This window comes from Shewanella fidelis ATCC BAA-318, assembly GCF_000518605.1.
GTDB classification, from domain to species: Bacteria; Pseudomonadota; Gammaproteobacteria; order Enterobacterales; family Shewanellaceae; genus Shewanella; species Shewanella fidelis.
Genome location: NZ_KI912458.1, coordinates 359,933 through 372,774, shown reverse-complemented (window position 1 = coordinate 372,774; position 12,842 = coordinate 359,933). Strand labels below are relative to the sequence as shown.

At 43.1% G+C, this 12,842-nt stretch carries 12 protein-coding genes; 3 read left to right on the top strand and 9 right to left on the bottom strand.

Going from position 1 to position 12,842, the window contains the following annotated elements:
* The first annotated feature begins 105 nt into the window (after nt 1-105).
* Both L884_RS23180 and L884_RS0115135 read left to right on the top strand, forming a co-directional pair.
* A complete protein-coding gene (locus tag L884_RS23180) occupies nt 106-261 on the top strand; it encodes a DUF5993 family protein (RefSeq protein ID WP_028768283.1) in 156 nt (51 codons plus the stop codon).
* Between the two features lie 8 nt (nt 262-269).
* Complete coding sequence (locus L884_RS0115135; RefSeq protein WP_028768282.1) at nt 270-827, top strand: disulfide bond formation protein B; 558 nt, start codon at nt 270-272, stop codon at nt 825-827.
* Nucleotides 828-907: 80 nt separating this feature from the next.
* Here L884_RS0115135 and oleD read toward each other — a convergent pair whose 3' ends face one another.
* From oleD to L884_RS0115105, 6 genes are all read right to left on the bottom strand, one after another.
* Nucleotides 908-2,032: a 2-alkyl-3-oxoalkanoate reductase gene (gene oleD / locus L884_RS0115130; RefSeq protein WP_051435648.1), complete on the bottom strand. Its 1,125-nt coding sequence runs from the start codon at nt 2,030-2,032 to the stop codon at nt 908-910.
* A complete protein-coding gene (oleC, locus tag L884_RS0115125) occupies nt 2,029-3,750 on the bottom strand; it encodes an olefin beta-lactone synthetase (protein WP_028768280.1) in 1,722 nt (573 codons plus the stop codon). The genes oleD and oleC overlap by 4 nt, the downstream gene beginning before the upstream one ends.
* 5 nt (nt 3,751-3,755) lie before the next feature.
* A complete protein-coding gene (locus tag L884_RS22195) occupies nt 3,756-4,688 on the bottom strand; it encodes an alpha/beta fold hydrolase (RefSeq protein WP_037411003.1) in 933 nt (310 codons plus the stop codon).
* A gap of 97 nt (nt 4,689-4,785) precedes the next feature.
* Nucleotides 4,786-5,835: a 3-oxoacyl-ACP synthase III gene (locus tag L884_RS0115115; protein ID WP_028768279.1), complete on the bottom strand. Its 1,050-nt coding sequence runs from the start codon at nt 5,833-5,835 to the stop codon at nt 4,786-4,788.
* A 260-nt stretch (nt 5,836-6,095) separates the two neighbouring features.
* Entirely contained in the window at nt 6,096-7,343 is a 1,248-nt protein-coding gene (locus tag L884_RS0115110; protein ID WP_037411002.1) for a methyltransferase, read from the bottom strand.
* A gap of 85 nt (nt 7,344-7,428) precedes the next feature.
* Nucleotides 7,429-8,601, bottom strand: a complete 1,173-nt coding sequence (locus L884_RS0115105; protein ID WP_028768277.1) for a hypothetical protein — start codon at nt 8,599-8,601, stop codon at nt 7,429-7,431.
* A gap of 236 nt (nt 8,602-8,837) precedes the next feature.
* Between L884_RS0115105 and L884_RS0115100 the strand changes: the two genes are divergently transcribed.
* Nucleotides 8,838-9,071, top strand: a complete 234-nt coding sequence (locus tag L884_RS0115100) for a DUF1289 domain-containing protein (protein ID WP_028768276.1) — start codon at nt 8,838-8,840, stop codon at nt 9,069-9,071.
* A 55-nt stretch (nt 9,072-9,126) separates the two neighbouring features.
* On the opposite strand, the gene L884_RS0115095 is transcribed toward L884_RS0115100, so the two are convergent.
* From L884_RS0115095 to phoU, 3 genes are all read right to left on the bottom strand, one after another.
* Nucleotides 9,127-9,489, bottom strand: coding sequence for a YajD family HNH nuclease (locus tag L884_RS0115095; protein WP_028768275.1), 363 nt, complete (start codon nt 9,487-9,489; stop codon nt 9,127-9,129).
* Nucleotides 9,490-9,564: 75 nt separating this feature from the next.
* Complete coding sequence (locus L884_RS0115090) at nt 9,565-11,541, bottom strand: BCCT family transporter (RefSeq protein WP_028768274.1); 1,977 nt, start codon at nt 11,539-11,541, stop codon at nt 9,565-9,567.
* A 570-nt stretch (nt 11,542-12,111) separates the two neighbouring features.
* Nucleotides 12,112-12,822: a phosphate signaling complex protein PhoU gene (gene phoU / locus L884_RS0115085; protein WP_028768273.1), complete on the bottom strand. Its 711-nt coding sequence runs from the start codon at nt 12,820-12,822 to the stop codon at nt 12,112-12,114.
* Nucleotides 12,823-12,842 lie beyond the last annotated feature (20 nt).

Below are 12,842 nucleotides of genomic sequence, written 5' to 3'. Positions count from 1 at the left end.
TAACACATTAGACCAATTTACATTAGACTTTACGTAACTAGTATCTAGGCAAAACGCATCAACTGAGCGTTATAGGCAATTGCTGAACATTTAAAGGAGTTTATTATGATGACACTGCTTTTTGCTTTGTTTTTAGTCGCAATCTTATTCGCGGTTTATAACAAACGCAGCCTCGCTATCTATAGCTTTGCCCTATCACTAGTGATCAGTATCTATTGGTTTTCTCATCATGCTAGCGATACGTTAGCTATTTTATTGTAGGTGGCAACATGACAGAGCAATTATCTAGACAATTGAACGCACTTGGTGCAATTGCGATTGCTATAGTGCTGGCTTTTGGGTTTTATGCACAATTCGTTGCCGGAGAGCTGCCCTGCCCCCTTTGTTTACTGCAGCGTGTCGGTTTTGTCGCAGTCATGTTTGGTTTAATTTGCAATGTCATTTATGGCCCAAGGCCAGTACATTATGCCATTATGATCTTTGCCGCTTTATTTGGAGCTGCTGTAGCGCTTCGCCAAGTAGCGCTGCATGTCATCCCAGGTACACCGTACTACGGCGATGCTTTCTTCGCGTATCACTTCTACACATGGGCTTTTATCACCTTTAGCATTATTATTTTCGGCACAACCGTGATGCTGTCATTTTCATCTCAATATCAAGCCCCACGTTTTCAAGCATTAAAATCAATGCCCATTTTAAGTAAATTAGCAGTAATATCTGTACTCCTGATAACCTTGCTGAATGTGCTTAGTACTTTTGCCGAATGCGGACCATTTCAATGCCCTGATAACCCAGAAAGTTACTGGTTATTGAGTTATACCAATTAATATAAAAATTTGGTCGCTAAGCGAGAATTTTGCGACGCTGAGACAAGCTAATCAATTCACCACAACAAGAACCGCGTTTGTTAGTGGCTAAGCGATGCCTTTAAGTGCTGCATGCCCTCATCAATGCTCACTAATGCGCTATAACCTAAATCTCGCTTAGCCGCGCTAATATTGAAGTAGTGGCTAGTTGATAATTGCCTAGCAACAAAGCGTGTCATAATCGGCTCGTCTTGCTTGCCTAACAAACCATATACCGACTCAAGTACACAGCCTGCAACATAGGCAACTTGAGCAGGTACGCGTTTAGTTACAGGTGGCAAGGCTTTACAAGCAAGAATTTTATTGAGCATCGCCGCCATAGTGATGGGTTCATCATTACTTAAATAATAAGCTTTACCGGCACAAGCAGTTTGGCTGGAGCTGAAATCATGTTCGTCACTTTTACTGCTCAAAGTCACTGCCGCTAAAATATGTGCATAAGCGGCATTGCCCACATAAATGGTATCTACCAGTTTATCTTGTTTTCCTACTAGCTTGAGCCGACCTTTGCTCGCTCGCTCTAGTACTCTTGGCACCAAATGAGGATCATTTGGGCCCCAAATTAAATGTGGTCTTAATGCGGTAGTGCCCAATAACTCACCGTTACTAAGGCGTGCTCCATTAGCTGCCAGCATCATTTGTTCTGCTATCGCTTTTGACTCACCATAATAATTTAAAAAGTTTGTTGCATATGGCGCCGACTCGTCATTGCCTGCTTCATCACTACCAGCAAAAGTTACGCTCGGAGTGCTGGTATATACTAGATGTGCAATATTGGCCCGTTTACAGCCATTGATAATAAAACGTGCACCATCTACATTAGGCGAATAGTAACTTTGCTTACTGCCCCATACTCCAGCTTTTGAGGCGACATGAAACACCAGATCACAGCCTTGCATTGCTTTGACTAACACTGTCTCATCAGCAATATCGCCCTTAACCATATTCACGCCCATCGCCTTTAATGCTGGGTAATCGCCACGAGCAAAGCCGGTGACCTTTATACCCGCAGCAATGAGTCGCTTACAGATCGCCTCACCCAAAAAGCCGCCGGCGCCTGTGACAAAGGCATGAGTAATATTTTGCTTAAGCGCCGTTAAAGCTGCTTGCTCTTGCGGTAATAACTGCTGAAAGTCATGTGTAACAGAAGCTGACACTATCGCTATTCCTTAATCTGTTTTTGCGCCCAAATCGCAAGCTTTTCTCTAAAAATTTTGGCGTTATGACGAATATCTACCGGAAAATCAGGATGAATTAAAAACCGCTCAATCCCCTGAGTTTGCGGGTACTTCTCAGCAATCGCACGAAGTTCGCTATAAAGCACGCTAGAGAGCGAGCAAGCCACTGATTGCTTTAGCTCAATACAGATCAATGGCGTCATTTTACCGGCAACGTGTACCCCGACTAAGGCACTGCGCTTTACATCATTATGAGTGTTAAAAATGCGCTCACAGGGTATAGAGTAATAACGTTTTGCTTGATTATGATTTGCAGGCAAGGCGTCAGCATCGACTCTGTGTGCTTTACGCCCGCACATCCACAGTAAGCCATCACTATCAAGGTAACCTAAATCTCCCATTCGGTGGCGTATCGCATCCGTATCAACAATTTTAGCTGCAGTGGTAGCACTATCACGCTGATAGTAACTAGCACTCACCATCGGCCCTTTTACTACAATTTCACCAATTTGATTAGCTGGTAGACACAAGTCATTATGCCAATTAGCAATCGCTTGTTCGTTAATATCGATAATCGCCACTTCGACACCATCAATAGCACGGCCAACACAAATACCGCCCCCTTTGTCTGTTACCTCTGTGGTGTTAAACAACGCATTACTGCCTATCTTACTGATAGGCAAAGACTCTGTTGCACCGTAGGAGTTAAGCACTTCTACCCCAGAATTGAGCATCTGACTAAATCGTTTTATTGATGAAATAGTCGCTGGCGCACCTGCTGAAATCACGCGTTTAATAGAAGAAAGCTGGTGGGATTGTTGCTCTCCCGCTTGACCAAGACGCTCGATCAGAGCAGGGTTAACAAACATATTACTGCACTGATATTTATCAATGGCGGCAAAAATAAACTCTGGATTCGCTGTTATTGGTTTACTGGCATCCATATCCGGCACAATCGATGCCATACCAAGAGCAGGTCCAAACAAAGAAAATAATGGAAAGGTCGCTAAATCACGCTCGCCGGGCTGGATCTGATAATCATTTTTAAGCGCGGTGATCTGCGCCTCAAACATCTTATGGGAATAAACCACACCTTTTGGCGTACCGGTGCTGCCACTGGTAAACAAAATCGCGGCCATGGCATCACTATCTAGCCATTGCATTGTGAAAGGCTTGCCAGCATTGATCGCGTTAGCCTTAAGCACTCGACTTAAGCTTGTTGCCCCTGTGACTGCCGCTGCTAAATGGCCACCACCCACATTAATATTAAACTTAACGCTAGACTTACCCCAACCAAATAAACGTCTTGCAACGTGTGCTTTTGTAATGCCAATAAAAGCATCTGGTTTAGCTTCAATAAAACACTGTTTGAGGTTCTTTACTCCCATGCCAGGGTCAACCAAAATAGGAATGATCCCTGCTTTAAAAAGTGCAAAGGTTAAGCAGAAAAAGTCGATACTTGGAGTGACCATTAACACGGCTTTCATACCAGGCTTTAAACCGTGATGCTGTAAGGCACTAGCGTAGCAATCACTTTTGTTATGTAGTGTTTTAAAGTCGATCTCTTGGTACTGAAGTTCCTTTACTGAACGTCCATTGGATTGCTGCACCGCAACCGCAAGTGAAGTAGGAATGGTTTCAGCTGCACTAACTAAATGACGGCACAAATTTGCGCCGTCATTTTGATGATATTCTTGAGTCACCATATTGTTTAAGCTACCGACTCTTGCTTTACAGTATCAGCCTGCTTGACCTCTACTGTTCCAACTTGAGTCTCAGCAATAAAGTCTTTAATGTGGCTAATCACTTCATCACTGGCGTCTTCCAGAATATAGTGACCACAATCGTTAAATTCATGCACTTTGGCATGGGGCATTCTTTGCTTCCACTCTGTTAAGAAATGCTTATCGAATACAAAGTCTTGTAAGCCCCAACAGATCACCGTTGGCACATGCTGGAATTGCGTTAAACTCGCCGCAATATCTGACACTAACTCATAATTACGGTCGCCCGGCTTTAACGGAATATCCTGTACAAAGCGCAGAGTTGAAATACGGTTAGCCCAAGAGTTAAACGGCGCAACATAAGCTTCGCGGATCTCTTTATGCATAGGTTTACGCTTTACACCCACGTATGATGCTGCGGATGAAAATGCGTTAAACCCACGTACCAGAAATGTGCCTAATGCGGTGTTGCGACAAATTGATAATGCCAATGGAAATGGCTTAGTCGTTGGCAGATGAAATGCGCCAGTATTAAGAATAACCAAGCGCTTAATACGCTCAGGGTAACGTGCGGCATAGCCCATGCCGATCATCCCACCCCAGTCATGCACCACTAAGGTAATATTTTGTTTAACGTCTAAATGCTCAAGCAAGGCTTCTAAGTCATCGATACGATTTTTAAGCGTGTAATCATAGCCACTGTCATCGGGCTTATCTGATAAGCCACAGCCAATATGATCCGGCACAATACATTGATGCTTGTCGCTTAGGGCGCTGATTAAATTACGGTAATAAAAAGACCAACTCGGGTTGCCATGTACCATAACAACTGGCTCACCTTGACCTTCATTGACGTAGTGCAGCTTGTTGCCATTTCTATCTAAATAGTTGCGTTTAAAAGGGTGCAGAGTGTCTAGCATGACGTTTCCTATCTTTGTTATATTTGTCGGATGCGCTTATAGCCCAAAATGATTGTTTGCAAACAATAACGCGAGCTATGCTTGCGTTAATCATGCCTTACCACTTAAGGCCTAACATCATGCAGTTCAAACCACTGCCAATTCCTAAAAAGCTCACTTGATCACCGCTTTTCAAAAAGCCTTGATCATGCGCCATTGCCGCCGTCACCGGTAAAGATACCGTGCCCATGTTGCCCAGCAACTTATAGGTCGGAAACTCTTTTTCTTCCGGGATATTTAACGCATTAAGCACATTGCGGCGATTAGACGCGCCGACTTGATGACAAATCACCTTATCAACTTGCTCTACCAACCAATTACGTTGTTCAAGGAAGTGACTCCAAGTGTGACGAGCAAGCTCTACACCTTCTTTTAACAATGCCACACCGTTGGTGCGCATGAATTCACGGTATAACTGAGGACCAGCTTCTTCTAAGCCCCACTGACACAGATCATAATGCTCTGGTGCAGATAGATGACTTGCACCAAGCAGTTGATGTTGGCGATTACCTTTGAGATTTAAGCTACCATCAGTAATCAATACCGCTACCGCACCAGAACCACCGGTTAAAGTTGCCAACGACTGAGCATAATTTTGCATGGTCGGCTCAGCAAGCATCTTATCAATAGTGATATCAACAATATGACGCGCCGATTCACACGACACCACAAGACCCGCTTTAATCTGGCCAAGTTCGATACGGTTTGCGATATCTAAAATACCTGAAAGCACCCCAAGACAAGCATTGCTTATGTCATAAATAGCGGTGTCTTTAGATACCCCCAGCTCAGCTGCAATACGGCAAGCAGTCGCTGGTTCATGCTGATCACGACATACACCGGTATAGACCACAGCACCAAGATCACTGATCTGTACATCTGTTTCTGCGATAGCTTTACGTGCTGCAGCTAGTGCTCCATCAGATAAGCGGTGCCCTTTAGGCCACCAGCGTCTTTCATAGATCCCCGTTAAGGTGGCAAGTTGCCCCATTGGAATACGAAACTTTTGGTATAACGGCGCTAAACGAGACTCAAGCTCTGAAGTCGACACAACTTCTGGCGCTAGCTCGTAGGCCATACTATTAATAAAAACGCGGGAATATTTCATGAAACTGCTTTTAGTCGCTCACAAGATCGGCGGATTAATAGCCTATCAAGATTGTTATTTATTATTAACCAGCCATTTGAGCAAGAAAATCCCAATGATTCAATAAAAAACCGCATTACATCGCTCATTTAATCGGATCTAACTTAGACATTTCTTGTTCGATAACTTCACTTTGGCCGCGAATTCAATCACAGCTAACTTAATTACAACTTAATAAACAATTTGTTACGGCAAGATTAAATTAAGCTAGCGTGGATTTATTATTTAAAAGCGCTAATTAACGCATTTCTCGGTGTAATACTGTTTGCACAAAATTCACTCAGGTCAACTTGATAACCCTGCTCCTCTAGGAAACAGACTCTATCTAATAATAACCATTGTTCCAGTATCGCCCTAAAAAGATGCGCAACTAAATCAATGCGCCGGGTTAACCTTTGCCGCTGCAGACCTAATTGCTGATAATGTTGCCAATCAAAGTCGCTTTTAAGCTCGAGTCCTTTAGCCGTAGCAGCCCATTGACAAAAGTCTGCAAAGCTTCCATTTAACTGACTTTGTTTTATCGCAGGCACTGGCAGGTAACTATCAGCTTGGCGCACTTCGCGTTGTAACGCGTCAAAGCCTAAGCGCCAAGCCATTTCCTGTAACCTAAACGCCTTGTGCTTATCATTAGCAATAACACTTTGTTGCAACGGCAATTGTAATTCGGCGCGGCTTAACTTCAGTTGACTAGCCTGAGTCACTGTTGACAAGGCTTGATAATGTTTATCGCGAATAAGGTGGTAACAACAAGGTGAGATCACCAGCTTTTGCGTGCTAGCCTGGCAAGCATGCTTGAGTAGTTGCACATGTAAGTCACCACAAGCATGAAGCGCGACTGCCAGTTGTTCGCTTTGTAATTGCTCGCTTTGACCTGCAAAGGCATCAGCACATATAAAACGTTGTGGTAATTGCCACTTATCAGCAAACTGCTCCCCTGCTTGACAAAGACTCGGTTGCCACTCAAGACTCACCACTTGCCGTTGGTGTGCTTTAGCGATTAACCGACCTAAATGCCCTTTGCCTGCACACCACTCGAGTACCGGGGTTTGTTCAACAGGAAGTTTGGCTACAAAAGCATTAATCTGTTGCCATTTACGGCCTTTGATGTGAGCACTAAAGTGGGCTTCGTCGTTATCATCTAATAGCTGTGGTGTGTGCGAGGTGCTTGGTAACTCCGCGTCGGCAAGCTTGACTCCCGTTGCCGACTCTGCGAATAGCTCAAGCGCCCACTCTTGACCTTGCGCGATTAAATCTGCAGTTAATGCTGGTAATAAACTCTGGTTTAATCTGTGCTGACAAGCATCAATATCATCGAGTTGCTCATCAGCTAACATCCAGACAGCGTCAGCAAGCTGAGGAAACTGTTGTTGCCAAGGTAGATCATGACAATCAAATGTTCGACAGCGCCACAGTACTTGGCTCTGAGTTAGTAACGTATCGATTTGCTTTAGTTTTTGCTCTGCAGTCATAGAGTTAATATTAGTTTGTAGTGAAAACAACGGGCAGCTCAGTGGCTGCCCGTCAGTTTATCATGGCTTAGTTATATCTAACGTATTATGCTTTTGTCTTTAGCTCTGTCGCTGTTTGCTTTTTAATTTGCATCCGTTTACCTAGCCAAACACCTAGGCCTAATGGGGCAAAAAACACCACAACTAAAAACAGTACAAAATACAGAATTAAGCTTTTAAGGGTTTTAGTGATCTCTTGAAACACTACTTCTACCGCGTTTTGCGAAATCTGCTCTAAATCCATCGCTGCAGCAGCGCGCTCACGAGCCACCATGGTTTCTAATGCTTGGCGCTCATTTTTCACCATTAACTCTAATGCTTGGCGCTCAAGGGATAACTGCGCCAACTTGTCGTCAGTATCGGCGCTCAGTTGGGCTAACAATGGCGTCAACTCTTTACGCATATCAACCGCTAGCGCTTGCATCATCTCTGGGCTTTGCGCCATTAATTGCTGAAACTTCGCTGAAGTATCACTAATGCTAGTTAACGTACGTTGAATTTCATCGGCATTGATATTTGAATGCAGTGCATACAGCTCCGCTTTCCAACCTAAGATTTTAGGCATTTGCTCAGCAATCATTGCCATACGGTCGGAAATGTCACTCATGACCTCAGGCACGGTACCAAAGGTGGTGATTGCATCAAACTCACTAATTTGATGAAAGTCTAACCAATCAGTGAATGCAGACTCACGGGCGAATGCCATATCTTTGATTGGATGACTCGCCACATACTGCTTTACAAACTCTTGGTTTTTACTAAATTTAGCCGCACCGAAATTCTTTACAGTACGTTCAAATTGATCACGTAATTTAATACTTGCTTCAACTGCAACAGCTTGCTGCTCACTAAATACGTTCTTACCTGCACCTGTCTCGAAAAACTCCACCATTTGCTCGGTAAATACCCAAGTATCAAGCATCGCTGCCGTTGGTGAAGCTTGGAAAATCGTATGCTGTAAGTTCTGCTCAGCATTAATCTTCCACATTAAGGTATTTGATTTTACTGGAATGCTATCAGTATTACGCTCAATCAAATCTGCCGCACTTTCAACTTGGCTGTAAAACACCGTGCTGAAATCTCGACTAAATACTCGCATATTTAACTGCTCTTGAGGCAGAGGCTCGATACCACTTTCCAATTTTACTTCTAGTAACGAACAGCCATTTAACAGTGCCGCCGCAACAGCGGCAAAACAAAAGCGAAACACCGCTTTCATAACTCCTCCAAAAAACACACAAAACATTGAATTTAAAAGCCTATAGGCAAATATATACCAATACTATCACTGGTTTTATCTTGTTACCTATTGCTATGTCAATTATGGACTATTCACACAGGTTATGTAGCACACATAATAACAATTTAGTGAGCGAGCTTAGCTCCTCTTGTAAGTTATCGACCTCTCACTTAAGATCTGTGGCAAATTCTAATAAATAACAAGTTAATTTGACTATGCAATCACCTTGCGTTGCCCGCTGTGGACTGAATGATGACGATTACTGTATGGGTTGTTTTCGCCATATTGACGAGATTGTTGGCTGGGGAAAGGCTGACGATGAGCGTAAAGCACAAATTTGGCAAAATATCAGTGAACGTAAAGCCTACATGCAAGGCGGCGAGAATAACGGTATTTTAAGCCGTGATAAGTGGTTGGAAGCTGAAAAACGTATAAAAGAAGTCAATTAAATGCAGCCACAAAAAAGCCGCTAACAAGCGGCTTTTTACTCAACGGAGAAACCCGTTACTTCTTCATCATGCTCTTTAAATCAGCAAATGGGTTATAAGTGGCTGCTTCAACTTTAGTTTCAGTGGTTGAACCGTACTGGATCAGCTCTTCAAACTTAGAATGCTCATTATCATGACAATAAAGGCATAGTAGCTCCCAGTTTGAACCGTCAGAAGGATTATTATCGTGGTTATGATCACGATGATGCACCGTCAACTCTCTCAGATTGGCATGGGTAAATTCGCGAGTACAACGACCACAAACCCATGGGTATAATTTTAGCGCTTGCTCGCGGTAGCCACCTTCACGCTTTGCCTTATATTCCCTAGCCTCTGCTAATACTCTATCTAATTTACTTTGCCCTTGATTGGTCGACATGACATTTCTCATTTAAAGTGTGTTACCTAAACTCGATTGTATCATCGAGTCTAGGCAGATTTCATTGCTATTTATCTAATTTGCTTCACTACCTAAGTACTCAGAACTTGATAGATGCAAGTAATGTAAGTACTTCTCATATTGTGTTACCACATCCGCAAGTAACTGCTCTTGAGTAAAGCCCATCACGTCATAGTGCTGACCACCATGCTCTAAGAAAACTTCAACACGATAATACTCATTATCGCCCTCTGCCAGTTCGCTTTCTAGTGGATTGGTGATGGTGAACGCACGGATCCGTAGGCCATAAACAAAATCGTTATGCTCCTCACTGTGCACTACAAATCGAATCCGATTATCAAAGTTTAAGATCTCAGCTGAAATCGAGCGAGTTAAGAAACTATCGCAAACCTTAGATAGCGCAGGTTGCGCCACATTATCAAGGAAGTCTTGTGCCTCTTGCTGACTTGGGTGTGACAACAAGACGTCGATATGCGACTCCCAACTCACGTTGGTTTTAGTAAACTGCACGCTGGTATTGTGTGACTGTACACTGTTGATCTTAAGCCAATCATCTTTTAACGCAATATATAAACCAAAACACATTAACAGCATGACGATTAAGAATGGCAACGCGCTGGCGATTGCAGCGGTTTGCAATGCCTGTAGCCCGCCAGCTAATAGTAATACAGATGCAACAACACCTTGCATAACAGCCCAGAAAATACGCTGCCATACTGGCGCATTATGATCGCCACCGGAAGTCAAGTTATCGATCACTAACGAGCCTGAATCTGATGACGTCACAAAGAATGTCACCACCAAACACAAAGCAATTGTTGATAGCAAGGTCGACATTGGCATATGTTCAAAGAACACAAATAGGGCAACCGACACATCTTTTGATACCGCATCAGACAGATAAGTGCCGCCATTTGAAATCACTTCAATCGCACTATTACCAAAGCCTGTCATCCATAAGAATGTTAATGCCGATGGCACAAACAAAACACCAACTAAGAATTCACGGATAGTACGACCGCGTGATACGCGCGCGATAAAAGTACCAACAAATGGTGACCATGAGATCCACCAGCCCCAGTAAAGTAACGTCCAGCCACCAATCCAGTCGTTCTTTTGCTCATAGGCATACAGGTTAAATGTTTTACCTACAATGTCGCTAAGGTAAGCGCCTGTGTTTTGCACAAATGCTTGCAATAACTCAACGGTTGGACCAAAGATGAGCACAAAAATCAGCAATAATACTGCTAATAATAGGTTCAACTCACTTAAGCGTTTAACACCTTTATCTAAGCCAGAGAAAACCGACAGTGTAGCGATACCACACACACCGATAATCAAGCATACTTGGATAGAGGTACTCACTGGAACGTCGAGTAAAAAGTTCAGACCAGAGTTAAGCTGGAACACGCCAAAACCAAGTGAGGTCGCCACACCAAACATGGTGCCAAGAACCGCAAAAGTATCAACGGCATGACCGATTGGGCCGTAAATTTTGTCACCAATTAATGGGTATAAAGCACTTCGAGGTAATAACGGCAACTTATGGCGGTAAGAGAAATACGCCAAGCTTAATGCCACAACAGCATAAATTGCCCAAGCATGGATCCCCCAATGGAAGAAAGTGATCTTCATGGCATCTTTTGCTGCTTGGATTGTCATCGGATCAGCATCTGGCGGAGCCATGTAGTGCATCACCGGCTCAGCCACACCAAAGAACATTAAACCAATACCCATACCTGCAGAGAACAGCATGGAGATCCAGCTCTTGTAGGTATAGTCTGGCTCAGCATGATCAGGACCAAGCTTAATATCGCCAAAACGGCTGACCATAACAAAAATAATAAAAATAAGGAAAACTGCTACGCCAAGGATGTATAGCCAACCTGCTTTTAGCTCAAACCATGATTGCGCAGTTTTGAAAATGTCTTGTGATTGTGTCGGCCAAATAGCACACACAAGCACCATTAGGGTTATTAATATAACGGACGAAAAGAAAACGGGTGGATTAATACTCGATTTTATCGACATAAAATTACCGGGGTTAATGAAGTACACGCAATTATTCTAGCTTGCGCGACAAGGCCGCCATTATGCGTCGTGGATTAATTCGTAATCACAATACACTGGCGGGGTTATTATTGTGTTGTTGAACCTGTAAGTGAGGCTCACTTTAAGCGTGTTTAATGCTCAGGCAACATCTACTAATTTAAATGTTGCAGGTTGCGATTTAACAACTTAATACCAATCAAGAAAATAATTACTCTCACTTTAGCAACTAGAACTACTTAAGCAATAAGCACTTACTTACCTTGAAAGCTTTGGCAAATCACATTGAATAACCCAACTTGAACTCGCCGTAAAACGGCTGGTTTAGCTATTAAATGGGATTTGATTAACAGAGAGCTACAACACGTTATTCACTTACACTATACATTATTTCTCGGCCAGTAGCTTTCGTCTATAGCTCAAAAATAAAAAAGCAGCGTATCGCTGCTTTTTTGTATTATCAAACTCAACATTTGACTAAAACTGTGAACTAAATCTCACACCTCTTGCATTAACAAGCGCATCAACACTTGATACATTTGCTAAAAAACATTAAAGCTTTAGATCTTTCTCCATTTCTTCATAAGAGATATGGCGCACATCTTTGCCTTTTACATAGTAGATAATGTATTCACAGATATTTTGGCATCGGTCACCTACCCGCTCTACCGCACGAGCCGCCCATAGTACATCCAGCACTTCAGGAATAGAGCGAGGATCTGCCATCATATAAGTCATCAATTGACGAATAATCCCTTCATATTCACTATCAAGCTTTCTGTCTTCTTTGTGGAGTTCTAATGCAACATCAGCATCCATACGTGCTAAAGCATCAAGTGTAGAGTGCAAGGTACGGGTTGCGTGGCGCCCCATATTTTCGATGCTGACTAACAAAGGTTGCTGATTTTTAGAGCGCTTATCCATCGCTGCTTTAGCAATTTTTACGCAGGCATCACCAATACGTTCAAGATCGGTAATGGTTTTTGAAATCGCTAATACCAATCGCAAATCGCTGGCTGCGGGCTGGCGCTTAGCAATGATCCGCGTGCATTCTTCATCAATGGCCACTTCCATGCCATTCACTTTATGGTCGCCTTCAATTACTTTTTGCGCCAACTCAGCATCAAGTGCGCCTAACGCATCCAATGCTTGCTCCAATTGACGCTCAACTAGGCCACCCATAGCTAATACGCGATTACGGATATCATCCAGTTCAGCATTAAATTGCCCTGAGATATGTTTATTTAAATTCATATTTTCCATCTTAATAATTCCTACCTCAA

Excerpts from the sequence above, each read along its gene's own strand:
- L884_RS23180 (WP_028768283.1), top strand. The coding sequence starts at position 106 with ATGATGACACTGCTTTTTGCTTTGTTTTTAGTCGCAATCTTATTCGCG.
- L884_RS0115135 (WP_028768282.1), top strand. The coding sequence starts at position 270 with ATGACAGAGCAATTATCTAGACAATTGAACGCACTTGGTGCAATTGCG.
- oleC (WP_028768280.1), bottom strand. The coding sequence starts at position 3,750 with ATGGTGACTCAAGAATATCATCAAAATGACGGCGCAAATTTGTGCCGT.
- L884_RS22195 (WP_037411003.1), bottom strand. The coding sequence starts at position 4,688 with ATGCTAGACACTCTGCACCCTTTTAAACGCAACTATTTAGATAGAAAT.
- L884_RS0115115 (WP_028768279.1), bottom strand. The coding sequence starts at position 5,835 with ATGAAATATTCCCGCGTTTTTATTAATAGTATGGCCTACGAGCTAGCG.
- L884_RS0115110 (WP_037411002.1), bottom strand. The coding sequence starts at position 7,343 with ATGACTGCAGAGCAAAAACTAAAGCAAATCGATACGTTACTAACTCAG.
- L884_RS0115105 (WP_028768277.1), bottom strand. The coding sequence starts at position 8,601 with ATGAAAGCGGTGTTTCGCTTTTGTTTTGCCGCTGTTGCGGCGGCACTG.
- L884_RS0115100 (WP_028768276.1), top strand. The coding sequence starts at position 8,838 with ATGCAATCACCTTGCGTTGCCCGCTGTGGACTGAATGATGACGATTAC.
- L884_RS0115095 (WP_028768275.1), bottom strand. The coding sequence starts at position 9,489 with ATGTCGACCAATCAAGGGCAAAGTAAATTAGATAGAGTATTAGCAGAG.
- L884_RS0115090 (WP_028768274.1), bottom strand. The coding sequence starts at position 11,541 with ATGTCGATAAAATCGAGTATTAATCCACCCGTTTTCTTTTCGTCCGTT.
- phoU (WP_028768273.1), bottom strand. The coding sequence starts at position 12,822 with ATGGAAAATATGAATTTAAATAAACATATCTCAGGGCAATTTAATGCT.